General features: G+C 36.8%; 14 protein-coding genes. 1 reads left to right on the top strand and 13 read right to left on the bottom strand.

All coding sequences use genetic code 11. From position 1 onward, the window contains the following. Positions 1-226 precede the first annotated feature (226 nt). Positions 227-1,294: a branched-chain amino acid aminotransferase gene (locus PGOND44_RS09725; RefSeq protein WP_003440810.1), complete on the bottom strand. Its 1,068-nt coding sequence runs from the start codon at positions 1,292-1,294 to the stop codon at positions 227-229. Between the two features lie 101 nt (positions 1,295-1,395). Between PGOND44_RS09725 and PGOND44_RS09720 the strand changes: the two genes are divergently transcribed. Then, the gene (locus PGOND44_RS09720; RefSeq protein WP_003440806.1) at positions 1,396-1,932 is read left to right on the top strand and encodes a DUF4920 domain-containing protein; all 537 of its coding nucleotides are present in this window, start codon (positions 1,396-1,398) and stop codon (positions 1,930-1,932) included. Between the two features lie 3,338 nt (positions 1,933-5,270). On the opposite strand, the gene PGOND44_RS09710 is transcribed toward PGOND44_RS09720, so the two are convergent. From PGOND44_RS09710 to PGOND44_RS09660, 12 genes are all read right to left on the bottom strand, one after another. Then, on the bottom strand, positions 5,271-6,320 hold the full coding sequence (locus tag PGOND44_RS09710) for a glycosyltransferase family 4 protein (protein ID WP_081606523.1): 1,050 nt from the start codon (positions 6,318-6,320) through the stop codon (positions 5,271-5,273). Next, positions 6,250-7,641: an O-antigen ligase family protein gene (locus tag PGOND44_RS09705; protein ID WP_003440801.1), complete on the bottom strand. Its 1,392-nt coding sequence runs from the start codon at positions 7,639-7,641 to the stop codon at positions 6,250-6,252. Before PGOND44_RS09705 ends, PGOND44_RS09710 begins: the two co-directional genes overlap by 71 nt. A 335-nt stretch (positions 7,642-7,976) precedes the next feature. Next, entirely contained in the window at positions 7,977-9,101 is a 1,125-nt protein-coding gene (locus tag PGOND44_RS09700) for a glycosyltransferase family 4 protein (RefSeq protein ID WP_003440798.1), read from the bottom strand. Positions 9,102-9,262: 161 nt separating this feature from the next. After that, a complete protein-coding gene (locus tag PGOND44_RS09695; protein WP_003440795.1) occupies positions 9,263-10,384 on the bottom strand; it encodes a glycosyltransferase family 4 protein in 1,122 nt (373 codons plus the stop codon). 511 nt (positions 10,385-10,895) lie between these two features. After that, positions 10,896-12,224, bottom strand: a complete 1,329-nt coding sequence (locus PGOND44_RS09690) for a glycosyltransferase family 2 protein (protein WP_003440792.1) — start codon at positions 12,222-12,224, stop codon at positions 10,896-10,898. A 4-nt stretch (positions 12,225-12,228) separates the two neighbouring features. Beyond that, positions 12,229-12,705, bottom strand: coding sequence for a serine acetyltransferase (locus PGOND44_RS09685; protein WP_236611984.1), 477 nt, complete (start codon positions 12,703-12,705; stop codon positions 12,229-12,231). Positions 12,706-12,824: 119 nt separating this feature from the next. Further along, the gene (locus tag PGOND44_RS15565; protein WP_155943822.1) at positions 12,825-12,983 is read right to left on the bottom strand and encodes a hypothetical protein; all 159 of its coding nucleotides are present in this window, start codon (positions 12,981-12,983) and stop codon (positions 12,825-12,827) included. Then, positions 12,980-14,044 carry an exostosin domain-containing protein gene (locus tag PGOND44_RS09680; RefSeq protein WP_003440788.1) on the bottom strand — a complete coding sequence of 355 codons (1,065 nt, stop codon included), beginning with the start codon at positions 14,042-14,044 and terminating at the stop codon, positions 12,980-12,982. The genes PGOND44_RS15565 and PGOND44_RS09680 overlap by 4 nt, the downstream gene beginning before the upstream one ends. Before the next feature lie 9 nt (positions 14,045-14,053). Then, entirely contained in the window at positions 14,054-15,229 is a 1,176-nt protein-coding gene (locus tag PGOND44_RS09675; RefSeq protein ID WP_003440785.1) for a glycosyltransferase family 4 protein, read from the bottom strand. Continuing rightward, positions 15,226-16,077 carry a sulfotransferase domain-containing protein gene (locus PGOND44_RS09670; RefSeq protein WP_003440784.1) on the bottom strand — a complete coding sequence of 284 codons (852 nt, stop codon included), beginning with the start codon at positions 16,075-16,077 and terminating at the stop codon, positions 15,226-15,228. Before PGOND44_RS09670 ends, PGOND44_RS09675 begins: the two co-directional genes overlap by 4 nt. Further along, the gene (locus PGOND44_RS09665) at positions 16,074-16,886 is read right to left on the bottom strand and encodes a sulfotransferase family 2 domain-containing protein (protein WP_003440782.1); all 813 of its coding nucleotides are present in this window, start codon (positions 16,884-16,886) and stop codon (positions 16,074-16,076) included. Before PGOND44_RS09665 ends, PGOND44_RS09670 begins: the two co-directional genes overlap by 4 nt. Then, positions 16,864-17,964 (bottom strand): glycosyltransferase, encoded by a 1,101-nt coding sequence (locus tag PGOND44_RS09660; RefSeq protein ID WP_003440778.1) that lies wholly within the window; start codon positions 17,962-17,964, stop codon positions 16,864-16,866. The genes PGOND44_RS09665 and PGOND44_RS09660 overlap by 23 nt, the downstream gene beginning before the upstream one ends. Positions 17,965-18,343: the final 379 nt, after the last annotated feature.

Genomic DNA, 18,343 nt, shown 5'->3' with positions numbered 1-18,343 from the left:
CCAGTTCACCAGTCTACCAGTTCACCAGTTCTCGACTCACCTCTCACCTCTCACAACTCACTACTACACAACTACACCACTATACTAATCCACCACTCACGTCTCACGACTCACCACTCACTACTCTCCACTCACCTCTCACTACTATACTACTACCCCATTAGTATGTAAATCAAAGAAGCCCAATGGGGTACATCGGGCTTCTTTAATGAGTTAAAATAATGTCTTATATCACTTGACGAGTCCATCCGTGAGGATCTTCTACTCGGTTATATTGAATGTCCTGAAGGTTTTTCTTAAAGAAGGTGCCGTAAGGCTCATCGATATCTGGAAGATCGTAATACACGCCATCGTGCTCAAAGCCTTCGACTCTCACGACCGTTGCTGCTGTTCCTGTTCCGAAAATCTCCTTTAATTCTCCACTTTTAGCGGCCTTTACGATTTGTTTCACAGAAACTTTATCGACAACCACTTCTACGTTTTTATCTTTGGCCAGTTGGATGATACTTTTACGAGTCACCCCATCTAGAATTCTATCATTGGTTGGTGCAGTGAGAAGTTTATCGCCTACTCTAAAGAAGATGTTCATCGTCCCCGCTTCTTCTAAGTACTCATGAGAACTCGCATCGGTCCAAATAATTTGGTCTAAGCCTTTCTCTTTGGCTAATTTAGTAGGGTAAAATTGCGCTCCATAATTCCCCGCAGCTTTTGCAAAACCTACACCACCATCGGCAGCGCGGCTATAGTCTTGAGCAAAAATAACTTTGATAGGTTTGTTATAATACGCTTGTGCAGGACAGGTAATGATCATAAACCGGTACCGATTAGATTCAGAAGCTGATACTCCACTTTCTGTAGCAATCACAAAAGGGCGAATGTACAAGGAGTTTCCTCCACCTTTCTTCACCCAGTCCTTATCGAGTTGCAATAAAGCTTCTAAAGAGGCGAAAAACTGATTTTCAGGAAATTCTGGAATAGCCATCCGCTTGGAAGATTTATTGATCCGCTGAAAGTTTTGCTCTGGTCGAAATAACCAAACCTTATCCTCTTCATCTTTAAAGGCTTTCATACCTTCAAATACCGCCTGACCGTAATGAAACACCTTAGCCGAAGGTTCAAACTGCATTGGGCCATAAGGAACAATCTTTGGCGTTTGCCATTCTCCATCGATGTAGTCGCAGTACATCATATGGTCGGCGTGCTGCTTCCCAAATTGGAGATTTTCAAAATCCACTTCATCAATTCGTGTGTGAGGGATTTTAGTAATATCTAGTCGTATATCGGTGCTATTCATTACTTTTAAGTTTTTTACAAATATACTAAAATTAAATAAGGTTAATTCAGGAAGATTCCTAACTTTGTTGTTATTCTTATTATAAATTTTTAATTATTATCATGAAAAAGCTTCTTTTATTACCAATCTTATTAATGTTTTTGGCTTGTGGACAACAAAATTCCACTGAAGAAAAAAAAGACCCTATTGAACAATCCACGGAATCCCCTTCAGAAGAAAAAGAGTTGAGCATCCTAACCGATGATCAATTTGGAGAGTCTTTTCAAAATAAAGAGATTAAAAAAGCAGAGGATATGTTGAAAATTTACCAAGATTTATCTCTTGGAGATACCCTTCAAGTTCAATTTCAATCTCAAGTCCAAAGCGTTTGTGCTAAAAAAGGATGTTGGATGAAATTGGATCTCCCCGAAGACATGAATGTGCATGTGACTTTTAAAGATTATGGTTTCTTTGTTCCAAAAGACAGTAAAGGCCATGAGATGGTTGTAGAAGGAAGAGCGTTTATTGAAGAAACGGATGTGGAAACGCTAAAGCATTATGCCGAAGACGCTGGGGAAAGTGAGGAAGATATTGCAGCCATCACCTCCCCTGAGATGAATTATAGATTTATAGCTGAAGGCGCTAGAGCGGTTAAATAGTTGATTTTAATTCCGTGCAAGCGATAGCGCGATACGGAATCTCTTCAGTCCACAGTTATCGGTCTACAGTTACCAGTTCACCGGTCTACCTATCAACCAGTCTTCAGTCATCAGTCTACAGTCACCAGTTCACGACTCACCTCTAACAACTCACTACTATACTACTACACCATTACACTACTTCACCACTCACGACACTTGTCACTTCGAGCCTGCCTTCGTTCCTTGGAGGGGAGGTGATTTTAGGTAGAAAATTGTATCGAGAAGAGCTTTAATGTTAGGTGCTTAGTCCATGTCTCTATAACATTTATGTTCTCTTTCTTTTTTGCATCGCCCAAAAAAGAAACAAAAAAGACTAGGCTTACGAACTTCAGTCTAAAATTTACGTTTGATGTCTAAATTTTAGAAACTCAACCTCCTAAAGTCGGTCTCAAACAGTCTAAAATTTTACGACACCTTCACTTTAATTTTTACGCCCTCTTTTCGTAGGCCGTTTTCTTTGTATCGAGAAGCTTGAGACTTTGAGCTTGAATAAAACTACTTTTTGAATTAAAAATTATTAATTATCAATTCATAATTATTTTGACTCACAACTCACTTGTCACTTCGAGTGATTTTCGATAGAAAATTGTATCGAGAAGTTATTTGAAGTCACGATATTAGTCTAGGTCTACATAATATTTATATTTTCATTCATTTTTTCCATTGATGAATCCCGAGGTGTCGGGAGAACCAAAAAAGACTAGGCTTATTTTTACGTCTTTGAAAACTACAAAAGCGGTTCCCCCACGCAAAGCAAACCGTTTCACTAGTGCTTTGCTCCTTTATCCTTTCTTCACCACTTTTTTGTTTTCTAACCTCCATAAAAAGTAGGCCGTTTTCTAACTATCAAGTGACCGTTTTCATAAAAATTTGAATTGTCAATTTTGAAATTTTAAATATGAAATCTGTTCCTCCATTATACTACTACACCACTATACTAACCAACCACACACCACTCAAGACTCACCACTCACTACTACACCATTATACTACTACACCACTATACTAATACACCATTATACTATTACACAAGTTCACCCCCTACGCGATAGCGCGATACGGAATCTGTTTAGACTTCAAGTGTATCACCTTATTTAAACTCTAGATAAAATTTATGCTTTCATTACTTTTTACCATCGCCGTAAAAAGTAACCAAAAAGGACTAGGCTTATTTTTATGTCTTTGAAAACTACAAAAGCGGTTCCCCCACGCAAAGCAAACCGTTTCACTAGTGCTTTGCTCCTTTATCCTTTCTTCACCACTTTTTTGTTTTCTAACCTCCATAAAAAGTAGGCCGTTTTCTAACTATCAAGTGACCGTTTTCATAAAAATTTGAATTGTCAATTTTGAAATTTAAAATATGAAATGACGTGTCTTAATGTGGCTTCGATACAATTTTTCAAAAGAAAAATCACTCAGCCACCGGTTCACCAGTTTACCAGCCAACCACTCACGACACTTGTCACTTCGAGTGATTTTCGATAGAAAATTGTATCGAGAAGTGCTTTAATGTTAGGTACTCAATCGAGTTCTCGATACAATGGTTTTGGTCTATCGACACAAACCCATCACTCGAACTGACGTTTAAATGTGGCTTCGATACAATTTTCAAAAAAAAATCACTCAGCCACCGGTTCACCAGTCAACCAGTCAACCAGTCTACCAGTTCACAGTCATCAGTCTACAGTCTACAGTCACCTGTCCACCAGTCTACCAGCCAACCACTCACGACACTTGTCACTTCGAGCCTGCCTGCGCACCTTGGAAGGCAGGTGATTTTCGATAGAAAATTGTATCGAGAAGTGCTTTAATGTTAGGTGCTTAGTCCATGCCTCTATAACATTTCTATTCTCTTCATTCCGTGCAAGCGATAGCGAGATGCGGAATCTCTTCATTCCGTGCAAGCGATAGCGCGATGCGGAATCTTTTTAAGTGTATCTCCTTATTTAAGTTTTAGATAGAATTTCTATTCTCTTTCTTTTTTGCATCGCCCAAAAAAGAAACAAAAAAGACTAGGCTTACGAACTTCAGTCTAAAATTTACGTTTGATGTCTAAATTTTAGAAACTCAACCTCCTAAAGTCGGTCTCAAACAGTCTAAAATTTTGCGACACCTTCACTTTAATTTTTACGCCCTCTTTTCGTAGGCCGTTTTCTTTCTGTTGAGAGGTGGTCTAATGTTAGCTGCTCAATCGAGTTCTCGATACAATGGCTTTGGTCTATCGCCACAAACCCATCACTCGAACTGACAGGAACTATTTACTAGTCGACAGTCCACAGTTCACAGTTATCAGTTGACAGTTCACCGGTCTACCAGTCAACCAGTTTACCAGTCCACAGTTATCAGTAGCCAGTCAACCAGTCTACCACAGACTGACAACAGACAACGGACAACGGAGAACACACCACTCACCACTCACTACTACACCATTACACTATTACACCAGTTCACAACCCACCACTCACCTCTAATAGCTCCCTTAGGCTTAAACAAGTTCTCGATACAATGGCTTTGGTCTATCGCCACAAACCCATCACTCGAACTGACAGGAACTATTTACTAGTCGACAGTCCACAGTTCACAGTTATCAGTTGCCAGTTCACCGGTCTACCAGTCAACCAGTTCACAGTCATCAGTCTACAGTCACCACTATACTACTAAACCAGTATATTACTTCACCACAGACTGACAACAGAAAACAGAAAACACACAACTCACCTCTCACCACTCACTACTAAACCATTACACTACTACACCACTATACGATTACACCATTATACTAACCACTAATAAGCTCCCTTAGGCTTAATCGAGTTCTCGATACAATGGCTTTGGTCTATCGCCACAAATCCATCACTCGAACTGACAGGAACTATTTACTAGTCGACAGTCCACAGTTCACAGTTATCAGTTGCCAGTTCACCGGTCTACCAGTCAACCAGTTCACAGTCATCAGTCTACAGTCCACAGTCACCACTATACTACTTAACCACAGACAGACAGACTGATAACAGACAACAGAAAACACTCACCACTCACAACTATTACCAGCCTTAGGCCTAGTCTAGTTCTCGATACAATGGCTTTGGTCTATCGCCACAAACCCATCACTCGAACTGACATTTAAATGTGGCTTCGATACAATTTTTCAAAAAAAAAATCACTCAGCCACCGGTTCACCACTCACCACAGACTGACAACAGATAACGGACAACGGAGAACACACAACTCACCTCTCACAACTCACTACTACACAACTACACCACTATACTAATCCACTACTCACCACTCACCTCTCACCTCTCACCACTAATGACTTCAAACCACTGATGTTTCACCACTTCCCAATCGAAGTGCTCGACTTTTTTACGGCCTTGCAAAGAGAGCTGCTGAGCTAAACTTGGATCTTCCAACAGACGGATAATCGCTTGGGTGAATTCGTCTACATGTCCAGGGGATACCAACAAAGCCTCTTTTTCATGATCTAGGAGATAAGGCAGTCCTCCCACATTGGTGGAGACCACAGGTAAGCCTAAGGCCATGGCTTCGATCACACTTACGGGAGTGTTGTCGACATTGGTGGTATTGATAAACACATCAAAATCTTGGGCGTATTGGAGCCAGTCTTTCTTTTTCATTCCTCCAGTAAAAGTCACTGGTAACTTATGTTCTTTGGCGAAGGCTTTACACTCCTCTATGGAATCGTCTTTAAAAGGGCCTACCATACTGAGCCTCACCTTTGGATAAGTGAACCGCAACTCTTTTAAAACCTGAAGCGCTAAGAGGGGATTATATAAGTGGGCAAAAGACCGAACCCATAAAAGGTGAGGTTGAAGCTCTTGGCGTTTTTTAAACTTATACTGGTCCAGCTTAATGGTGTTTGGAATATAGGTAAGGTTGGTGTAACCTGCGTTTTTAAACTCCTGTAACAAATAAGCAGAGGGCGCTACATTGACTTTAGCATTTCCAAATAGCCTTTGGCAAAGCTGGGGATGACTTTTAAGTCGTTTAGGGAGATCACCGCCGTGTAAAATGGGGATATAATCTAACTTTAAAAAAAAAGCCAATCGACTACTGACATAAGCGTACCAAAAAGCGGACGTGCTATAGGTATCTATAAGTAAAACATCGGTTTTTGAAGCTTGAACTATCACTTGACCAAGCATCACCAGCAACCTCAAGACGGGATTGGTTTGACTTGATGCTGAAACGACTTTATAGCCCTCTCCCTCAAACTGATTTGACAGATATTCTACAGTAGAGGTGTTTTTCCCTTTACGGGAGAGCTTGTTGCCGAGATAAAGCAGTCGTTTTGGGTTTGGTTTTGGGTCGTTTTTGTTTCGCATAGTGAACAGATAAAAGGGCAAAGCCATACATAAAGCCAGGTAGGGCTACTCGCATCGCAGAATGGTTGATGGTTAAAAACCAGAAGGCAACAAAGGGTAACATCAATAAATTTCTATTTTTCGATAATAAAAAGCCAAGTGGAATCAACAAAAGAATAAGCAGAGCGAGGATACCTAAAACACCATGCTCGGCTAACATTCTAGCAACTTCGTTATGAGTAGCTAGGTTTGAACCTTCTTCTTCAATTCTAAAGAACTTCCCCATGCCAACCCCAACTCCTAAAAAGGGATTGTCGAAAAAAGCTAATAACTCTTCGTTAATTATATCTCCTCGACCAGTGGTGATATCTTGATCTTCTCCTAAAGTATTTTTACCAACATAGCGGTTATAAATAAGGCCTCCTGTCACCGCCATCGCAGTTCCCCAAAGTAGGAAACCACCTATACCAAGACCTACCAGCTTCACTGTGGCTTTTGCTTTTTTAGCTAAGGGCGCCCAGTTGATAAAAAGCACCGTAAAAACAATCATCATGATGATGGCGGTTATAAAACCCCCTCGGGAAAAAGTGAGCAAGCACCGATAGGTCAACAATCCTAAAAGCCCGATATTGATCAAGTTTAATAGATTATTTTTATAAGGGATCAGAAACCGGATGTAGGCTAAAAACATTCCTAAGCCTAGAATCGTGGACACTTGGTTTCCACCATACCCTCCAGAGGCTGCCTCATTGGACTCTGTGGTAAACACAATTTGCTCCAATGGAGGCGAATATAAAATAATATACACCACCATGCTTAGCACTGGAAGCATCATAACATCAACCACCTTTAATAAGGTTTTGAATTTGATTTCCCGCTGGTAACAAAAGAGAGCTGTCGCAAATAAGGATAAGGGTCCGGAAAGATTAAATAAGACCGCTTTTCTAAAACTTTCTTCAAAATAGTCGAAGTTAAGGTAACCGACTACAACACTAGGTAATAGCAAGAATAAAAAGGCTAACACAGGCCAGGCTTTCAATTTAAAGCCTTCGTAGAACATCCCTAAAAGCATAAAAAAAATGACCAAGTATTTACCCAGTTCCCAAAATGGCATTGCACTAGTCATCCTTAAAAAGATCTCCGCAGCGGCGATATAAGCTGCAGCGCCTAAGGCATAATAGGTTTTATCGGTCCGTTTTATGATTTGAAACACAAAATACACCACAATCACTAATAAGTAAACCTGAGCTAAGACTCGGAATTTACTCACCAAAATACCTATCCCCACGTGAAGGAGTAAGCGCTGGAGATATAAGGTGGTGTCTTTGTCTAAGCCGAACATTGATAATTTTTTCGTTTATCGCTTGGGTATAATATTCATAAGTAAAACGATTGACAAAGTTATAATTTTTAAGCCTAAGCTTTTTAAATTAAATCTTACATACTTAGATTAAATTAAGTAAACTTATATCTAAAATCCATGAGATAGAATTACTAAAATAAATTTATTATTCCCCCTATTTGTTTTGTCTTGAATGTTATAAGTAAATCTGATTAAGAACTTTGACAAATTTTAAGTGTTTTAAAATTTTTAGATTAAAATAGAACATCACTTTTAAATTTGAAAATACAGCAGAAGACTAAAAAGACCTTCTGTTATTAAGAAAAAAAACTTTTTTAATAATTTATAAGTATATCTTCTTTAATTCGTTTTATATAATGCTCAAATGTGAAATTTTTGGCTACATGATAAGAAAAATCAGCTTTACTTTTCAATTCCTCTTCTTTAATACCTTTTAAATCTTCAAATATCTGAGCTAATTTTTCATAGTTTGTAGGTTCAACTATAAACCCATTATCCTCATTAACATATTGTCCTATGCTTGATACGGCAGACACAATAGGAATACAACCATAATTCATCCCTTCTGCTATCACTTTAGGAAATCCTTCGGAAGCAGTTGAGGGTAATAATAAAAAATGTGATTTTTTATAAATTTCGAAAACCTGGTCACGTTTTAAAAACCCATGAATATAAATGGGTAAATCATTTTCTTTTATGTCTTTCAAATACTCATTCTTTTTTTCTCCATCACCTATAAGATGAATACATTTTATAAAAGAATGATCAACTGTTTTTTTTACTGCATCAATAATACGCCGTACCCCTTTCTCATCTTCTAGTCTCCCTACAAAACAAAAGCTGTAAGGTGGTGAATAATCCTTATTTGCAATTAAAGTTTTACCAAATTCACGTTCTTCATTTGTTAAACAAGGATTTTCAAATGTGTAGCAATGTGTTAGCTGTTCAGGCCATTCTCCATTGATTGTAACTTTTCTCTTTTGCCATTTTAAAAATAGTCGCTGCAATGCATAACCTATAGGAGGTTTTTTTTGATTCCAATTACCTGCATATTTAAACCAGCCTTGCTTATTAGTAAAGAGAGTTAGAAAAGGAATTAAATAAACACCAAACCCTACAGGAGTTCTAAACTGATAAACGTCAACTTTTTTCAAAAAGTAATTAACCTTTGACAAAAGCACTGGCATATTTCTCAGTATACCAAGCTTTTCGTAAATAGTTTTTCCTCCAGAAACAGGTAGGCTTACAAATATTATATTATCACTTGTATAAGGCAATGAGCTTTTTTTAGGAAGTTCATTATAAAAAAAAGCTAAATGATAAATCACTTCAAAATGCTTGGCTAAATGGTTTATTTCAGAAATAGTTGGCCCCCAACCAACAATTCTTCCATTTTCATCTTTATAATGCTCTGTATGAGATATAATTGCTAATTTCATTCTAAGCTTCTTAAATTTATTTATGTCGAAAAGATTTTAGTTTCTGAAATGAATTCAGAATGAAAACTCTGTTTATTTTCACCTCGAAGCTAGTGTAAAAAACAACTTACCTAAGAACTCAACAAATATTAAAACGAATATACAATTAATCGATTATTCGATTAGATTCTTTTAAAAAACTCTTCCAAAATCTCCACATATTGCTTTCCAATCTTATCCCAAGTAAACTTAGTGCTCCAAGCTTTAGCATGCTTTGCATAGGTTTCCTGCTGAGATGTAATTTTATCTACGGCCTCTAGAATGGCCTGAGGATCATGAGGATCGACGAGCTGCCCTGAATAATCGGCCTTAATCGCATCTTCAATACCACAATTGAGACTTCCCACAGCTGGGAGTCCTAGAGCATTGGCTTCTAAAATAGCAATCCCGAAACCTTCTACATCTCCTGTCGAGGTCTGTTCACTTAGCATAATAAAAACATCCGAAGCAAGTAATAGCTTTATTTTTTCCTCTTCTGCCTGCCTCCCATGATAGCGAATATACTCGTTGATCTTAAGCTTGCTAGCTAAGTTTTCTAAGCGTTCCTGATCTGTGGGGAGACCTACGATATGATAGATAAGATTTGGGTAAGTTTTTATAAGTAAAGGCAAAGCTTTAAGCACATTGTGTTGCCCTTTGCGCTGGGTAAGATTTCCAACGGTGATTAAGTGCAGGGAGTCACTCTTTGTCTTCTCTTTATACTCAGGTTTTTTATGCACCTCATTAAGCTGAGACAGGTCAAAGCCATTTGGGATCACAGATTTTTGCTTTATATCCAAATGAGACACGAGATTTAAGGTGAAGTTGGACACTCCAATCACATGATCGAACCGTTGCAAAGACCAATTGGTAAATCCTCTGGCTAAGGAGTTAGATAATTGAATTTCACTCCCATGAATAATCGCCACATAAGGTTTTGAATAAAATAAGGATAAGAGTCCTCCAGTCCAAAGTGAAAATTTACCAGAAACCAGAATCAAGTCAGCCTGTTTAGCAGACTGAAACGCAGAAACCAGTCTTAAGAGATAAGTCCATAAAATAAAGGGATAACGTTGAACGCGATGACTAGAAAATTTTTGAAGTTGATCAAATTCCTTTTCCTCCACTCCGTCTTCAGACCGTTGATCGGCCAGCACTTTTACTTTGTAGTGCAATGACAATTGCTGAGCAAAATGATAAGCATGGTTGCCAATCCCACCAGGTTGTGGAGGAAATTCGGAGGTGATGAGTAGGATGGTTTTCAATGCGTTGTTCTTTTATTCGTGTATTCGATTATTCGGCAAGACTTTGTCTCTAATGGTGTATTCGTTATTTCGTGTACTTGTCATATCGAGTGATTTTTACTTTGCTTTTTTCAAGCTAATTAAAAATTGTATCGAGATACCTACTATACAATTATACGATTAAACTACTATACGACTAAACGACTATTCGTTCTTAGATGTACTTGTCATATCGAGTGGTTTTTATTTTGCTTTTTTCAAGCTAATTAAAAATTGTATCGAGATATCGACTATACTACTATACGACTATTCATTGTTTTGTGTACTTGTCATATCGAGTGGTTTTTATTTTGCTTTTTTGAAGCTAATTAAAAATTGTATCGAAATATAGTTAATTCTATTTTCCAACTATTCTATTATACGACTAAACGGTATTCGTTGCTTCGTGTATTGATATATTCGCCCTGCCGACCTTACGATAATTCTATTACACGACTATAAAACTACAAACCTCCGGCTATAAGACTCCCAACTACATCAACTTTTCAATTTTAGCACCTTCTTGAAGCTTTTTACTGGCTAATGACCAGGACTTATAGACCTGTAAAAAGACAAGCGGTGAAATTATAATACTGATTAACATTCCTAAAACCATCATATAAGAATTACGCTTATAGCGATAAGGCATAATTGAGCTTGGAACCGTCTTTAGCAACGCCAAGCGTGCAGCTTTATTCCCATGATATTTTCTAAACAGATAAACCACACTTGGTATAGGTCGCGGATCTAACCATTTTCGAGGTCGAAAAGCATCCCAACTCCCCATTTCGCGCAAGCCACCAGAGCCTGCTTTTACATCTATGCATGAAGCTAAAGGATTTGAAATACTTTTAATCCCTTTCAAATAAACACGCAATCCAAATTCACCATCGCCCATTCGCTGCTTCTCAAATTGACGATCAAACAAACCAACGTCTTGAAATACAGATTTGTATAAAGCTGCATTTCCAGTTGCGAATTGTGACGCTAGCTTAAAATAATTACTATCCTTAGGTATATTCATGCCCTGTGGATAAAAAACACCAGCTGAAACCTTAGCGCCAAAAAAATCTAGGCATTTCAAATGCTGAACAATCCAATCATCATTTATCCTAACATCGTCTTCGGACAACAAAATTATTGACCCTTTAGCATTTTTAATTGCTGTGTTTCTAGCCAACCAAAGGGCTTTTTCTTCCTGATGAATCAGCTTTAAGTCGAGTTTAAAGTCCTTATAAAAATCCTTTTGAAAAGGCTCTGACTGGTCTACGACAATCACTTCGAAATGTTTATAATCCTGTTGCTCCAGATCGATGAGAACATCTTTCAAGTAGGGATAGCGGTTTAAGGTTGGAATAACGATGCTTACTAAAGGCTTGGAGGCGACCAGGCTGGACTCATAATTGGAATAACTTGGATAAGAAATATACTCTTGTGATAAAAATTGACGCTGGGTCTGTCTAGTTTTAAAGAAAGCACCCAGCTCCTTAATTGGATTTTTAAGGGATAGTAAACGTATTAAGAGAGTGTAAAGCACCCAAGCCTGATGAAAGTTTTTACGGATAAAGCGATATTCATCACTAAGGGGTAATTTTTCAAAATTGATGTAGGTATCTGCCTCCCCGATATAGCCCTTTTGAATCGCTTGCCAAGAGAGATCATAGTTTTTTGCTAGTGGAGAGCGGTAAGAGTCGTCTTTAGAAAGATGAACTAAGGCCGATTCTGGAAGTTCTTCAACTTTTGGAAACACGCTGTGTCGGTCTTTTATAAAAAGACGGAAATAATGGGTTGGCTGAAGATAGGTGAGGAATTTAAAAGGCATAAAACTAATTAATTTTTGCAGGTACACCAATTAATGATAAATTATCATCGTAAAAGCTTTTTACAACACAAGCCATCGCCGCGATTTTGATGTTATTACCTAATTGAAGTGGTCCAATAATACAAGCATTTGCTCCAATATTACAATTATTTCCAATTATTATTCCTTTAGAACCATTCTTAACTCCTATAATATTTCCACCTGTTAAGGTTAGCATCTCCCCTATTTTAGCTTTTCCTGAAATTACAATACCGGCAGATGGATGATGTATGTTTATTCCTCCTTGAATTTCGGCTTTGTGATGTATGTCACAATTGGAGATAATTTGAAGTAAATAAAAAAAGGGTGAGAATAGTATCCTTATAAATTTGTAATAACTTTTAAACATGCCATAAAAAAATCTATCTAGCCGATAAGACAAAACTCCCCAAAATGCACGGTTAAACAACAAAACAATAACCCTATATTTATTTCTACCCAATAGAGAATTTATGTCCTTAAATAAATATCGAAATTGTTTCAATCTCTTCTATATTTTAAAAATTTATAATCTATTAAAAGTTTAAGACTAAACTTTTTACTAGTCCCCTTCAGATCAAATCATTGGTCTTGATAGGTCGCATTGAACTTACTCAAACAAGCTTGATTAAGGTGTTTATTTAACCCAAAAGAAATCCATATAAATTCTGGATAGTATGAAAATATCTTATTAGATAAGGTGCTTCCTAAGCGTCCTGAAACATGAATTATGGTATTCATAAATTTATTTTAGTATCGTAAATGTATTTAAAAAAAGCACCTATTCTCATTCTACTTTCCCATAATTCTCTGTTTTCTTCCATAAGTTGATATAAAGATTCTTTTGTATGCTGCTGATGAAATTCAATTACCTTATCTGCTATTTTCTCTTTATCATTATTCTCCACCCAAACACAGTTATTTTTCCAATCTATCCGATTAGCCAAAGGTAGCAAACAATCAGTATTTATAAATATCGGTATACGGCCCATAGCTAATGTTTCGTAAAATCTCACTGAAAAATTCCCTCCACCTCTGACACATAAAACATAATGGGATTCAAGTATATTATCGTAAAATTCATGAGTTGTCTTATGTTTAGCCTTATTTTCTTTAATTCCTGCTCTATATTTTTGACGCTTAATGAAGTTACTTTTTATAAACTTGGACGCTTCTAGTATTTTTAAAAGTTTGGCTCTTAGTAAAGAAGTCGATTGAATTGGTTGTGGAGAATTGTAGGTCCTTCCAAGTTGATGATCAATATAATACTTTAAACGAATTGCAATTTCTTTGAGACTTTGTTTAAAACTTGAATTGGCTTGCCCACAAAATCCAACCGTAGGTTTAGAGTTATACTTTGGCATAAGTAATTCTGTGGTATTATATATCATTTTTAGTGGATCACTAATGAAAACTGGCATTCCTATATGTTGATTGGATAGCTGGCTTTTGTGTCCAGAATTTCGAAAAATAACGTAATTGCCTTTAAATCTAAGATCCACACCGAAGTCACCAGACATCCATGTCCAAACCTTTTTACCTGAAGCGTTTGCTTTTTTTATATACTGTTTCGCATCGTCTATACAATTTTGACTGTAATAATAGTTCCAGGACATGGTCAGAATACAAATATCAGAATCACTAATCTCCTCTACAAGCTCAACTTCTTTGTCAGAAATTTGATACATGGCTTGTCTTTCTTCGTCTGTAAAACTTTCTTTTTTTATAAAAGCTTTGAGCAATGGGAATAATTGCCTCCTACTTTTAGCATCATAAGAAGCTTTGGAATAATGTATCTTCACTTTTATTTATTATTTATAAAAAAAATTAAACTCTTGTTTTTGTTGTTCTAAGCTAAAGTGATCATGAACCCGTTGAATAGCCTTTTGACTTATCTGTTTTTTTTGCTGATTAGATATCTGCTCTACCTCTAAAATCTTTTGAGCTAACAATTGGGGGTTACCTTTAGGAGATAAGAACCCAGTTATATTGCTATCTATGTTTTCAGATAAAGCACCAGCATCGTAGGCTAAGCAAAGCTTTCCTAAAGCCTGAGCTTCTAAAACTGCATTACAAAAGCCTTCACTTAAACTTGTCTGAACATAAAGCTCTGTTGTAGAAAGTTCTTTTAAGGTCTTGGCATGACTAAGCTTCCCTAATAAAAGAACTTGCTCTTGTAAACCTGCTTTATAAATATGATAGGCATACCTCTCGGTGTGTTTCTGATCTCCCTCACCGATGACCTTCCACTCAAAATCAATTTGCTTTGACTTTAGATATTGAGCTGTTTCAACTAAATCATCTATTCCTTTGATCCAATGCAACCTTGCGATCGTTAAAAGTTTAAGCTTAACACCTAAAGTATTACTAGAATCTTTAATATTATTTAACAAATTCAAATCTACTGCAGGATAAATCACTTCACTATCGACCGACTTAGAAAGACCTAAGTCAAATGCTTTTTTTAATAAATAATTAGAAATACTATGTACTTTATCAACATGCGTCCATAAGCTTTGATAGCAATCTCTATTCTTTAAGGGGAAGACCTCTATATCATAGCCTCGAAAGCTTACCGCAAGTTTTGCTCCAATAGCTTTAGGGACAGTCTCACGGTCTAGTGCCATAGTGGCAAAACCAAAGTGGATCCAATCGGCATTTAACTTTAAAAGACTGGCATTGATATAGATTTTCTCTATTAAACGCTTAAAAGACGTCCCCTCTTTTTGCTCTAGGTTGATGTATCGATTCACCTTTGCCCAATAAGGCAATAAGCCTACAAACACTAATAGCATACTTAACAATTGCCTAATGGGATTTTTATACACCTTAGGATGTTGGATATGCTCACATAAGTCGAAAGTTTTGTTGGTAGCTGCCGTCACCAAAACCACCTGATATCCATTAGTCTGTAGGCCTTTAATTTTAGAACGAAAAAAGGTTTCAGAATACCCAGGAGGTTGAGGAAGGATTAAAGCTATGGTCATAAGCTATAAAGGGATTGATTAAACTGATCCAGCACTACTTTTATGTTTTCTAACTCGACTTCTGATAAGTTATCTAATTCTAACCCTCCACGAACCGAAGATTTAGGATGGGCTTTTGTGGAAGGCTTTTTATATTCATTATCTATGTGCCCTAAGACTTCAATCCCTAGTGTTTGACATAAAGCCTTATAGACCTCAACGTCTTTTCGTAAATCTTCATGTTTGACTACATGGTATTGATCTGATTGTCCTGCTTTTAAATCTTCCAAAACCACAACATTTTCTATACACCAGCGCAACGCCAAAATTTCAACTTTACTTTTGTGAATAAAGTCTTTGATATTTATATCGTATTTATTATAGATTATATCTATTAACTCTTCTTGCTTCAAAAAGTAAGATAAATCATACAACCAAGGAAATCTGACCCGTTGTTGAGATTTGATAACCTCTAGAGGATGACGAACGACATGCACTACAGGAATTTCAAAATACTGGCTTATAAAAGGAGCCAAAAGGTTTCCTCTCACCAGTTTAATGACAAAATGCTTAGGAATAAAGGGCCATAAATGCCTTTTGTAGGTTCTATTTGAGTTTTGTGCAATCCAGTCAGAATCTACTCGATTACTTAATACCCGTTGCAGATATCTCAACCCTTCAGTATAATTGTCTTGATTTTTATTGGTGATCATTTGGTCGGCTACCAAGTGACCCTGCTTTGTATTATCGGTATGTTCTGGTTCAAAAAGCATTCTGTAACGAAACACTTTAGCCATGTTCTCACTTAACCAACTGGTTCCACTTCTAGCAGAGCCTACAACTAAGGTGTGTTTATTAAACCTTTTCAACTATATATTTGTTTAGCTTTATTATAAAATTTGATCTCATCCCTTAAAATATGGATAGCATATTCTTTTTCTTCATCATCAATATTAAAATTTACATCCCCAAAATCTCTTTTTCTACCAGGCTCTCTAAGGCTTAAATTTAGATCTTTATTTAATGCAGGTAAAACAGTCTCATAATCACTTAGGAAAAACACTTTATTGATTTCCGTTAAGCTTTGAATTGCTTCTTTTACATCTTTATTTTTGCTGTAAAAGTAAAGTTGACCAAAAAGGTATTTGTCACTTAGATTAAGCATAAACTCCTTAAAAGACTTATTCAACAATGATTTTTGATTATAAAGTATTGGATAAGTTGGATCCAATTTTGGACCTACTTCTGGGTCGACTTGACTTACCCAATTGTAATATTTATACAAGGAAACTAACCTCTTGTATGGATCCCTTAAAACTGTAAAAGAATACGTATTAGGCCTTAACGTAATCTGCCACAACGGAAAATGTGAACTTGCATAAAAATAATTAGAGTGTTCTATTAATTCTTTGCTCATTCTTACAAAAGTCTTTCCTTTCTTATTTATAATAGGTTCTCTTCCAAACATATCAAGATGTAAATCAGATAAATTCCAGAAAGCAGAATTTATAGATGTACCTCCAGATTTTCTAATATGAAGATGATATATTCTATCATATTTCTCAGGTAACCATTTAGAATTATTAATAAAGTTGTTTGCATAGAAAACTTTAAAAGACCTATTAAATTTCTTAAATTTACTTGAGCTTTTAACTTTATTTATTATAGAGTTTTTCATAAAGATTACTTCTTGTTTTTATAAACATTTCGATAGGATAACTCCTTGCAACTTTTTGACGTATTTGCTCTCTAAGTTTTCTCAAGTCATGTTGAGGTAACTGGTGAATTTTTTGCAGTAATTTAGCAAGTTCTTCAATGTTACTTGCTTCAAATAGCCAGTCGTCGAAGCCTTCTAAAATATCTTCTATCCCAGCAACCCCAGAGCCGATAACTGGTATTCCCATTGCCATAGCTTCAACAGGTGCCATAGGCATACCTTCGCCTTCATTCTTGGTTGGGATCACAAAGACATCAGCTACCGATAAGAAGTTTTGAACCTCCGCTTGTTTTCCAGTAAAAATAATGTTGGAATGCATTTTAGACTGAACTCTTAACATATCCACATAATCCGTTTGATCATTACCCACTAAGAGTAATTTTATATTTGGAATTTGAGACTGGATAACGGCCTCAATTAAAATTTCAATGCCTTTGACTTCCACCATATTTACCACCGAAATCACTACGAAGTCAGTTTTTTGAAAGTCATACTGATCTGCAATCACTTGATTATAAGGTCTGGGTTTATAGACTTCGGTATCCAAACCCAAGGGCAAGTAGGTCGCTTTTATACGTGAAGAATTCCCGAAAAACTCAGTCATCATTGCTTTATTAATTGCAATGACGTGATGGCTAAGTTTTGACCTCCAAATCCAAGCTTTATTGCCCCAACCCATAGCTTTCTTGGTATAGATAAAGGATTTTCCAGCTAAGCGTGCAGCGAGAGGTTCAGAAAAATCTGAACTCCAATGCCAAGAATGAATGATATCCACATCTAATCCTTTAAAAAATCGGACCACTTTCCATAGTCGCCTAGGAAAACTCCACAGCGGATAGTAGTCTGTCTCGTAATTGAATACATGAATAGGCACTCCTAACTTTTCCACCTCTTTAAAAAACTCACCTCGGTTATGCTTAACTAAAATCTCTGGTTCAAATCGCGTTTTATCTAAGCCCTTCACTAAATCATAAACCACCTTGCCACTCCCGGCAGTATCGAAGTTGGGGATAGTGTATAGGATTTTTAGTTTTTTCATTAGAATATTCGAATACTGGTTTATTCGTGTAATCGGTTATAAGTATTCAAAAATAGTATTTCTCTTTTGTTTATGTTCGAGCGGAGTCGAGAACTTTTGTATAATGTAAGTTAAATGCATCTCGACCCTACTACGTCTTCGCTCAGTACAGGCAGCTCGATGTTGAAACATATTACAACTCTTCAAACCTTGACCTTTTAACCTTCGACTCTTTGACTCTCGACTAGTTTACCCTCGACTCCTTGACGCTCGACTCTCGACTCTCGACTCTACTAGGTCTCCGCTCAATTCAGGCAGCTCGATGTTGAAACATGAGAGAAAATACCGCCATCTTGGCCCCGACCCTAAAGGGTGGATGGCTTCAATCTTACTAAAATAA

The organism is Psychroflexus gondwanensis ACAM 44 (assembly GCF_000355905.1).
Taxonomy (GTDB): Bacteria; Bacteroidota; Bacteroidia; order Flavobacteriales; family Flavobacteriaceae; genus Psychroflexus; species Psychroflexus gondwanensis.
Note: the sequence above shows the minus strand (reverse complement) of the source record. Positions and strands in the feature narration are given on the sequence as shown.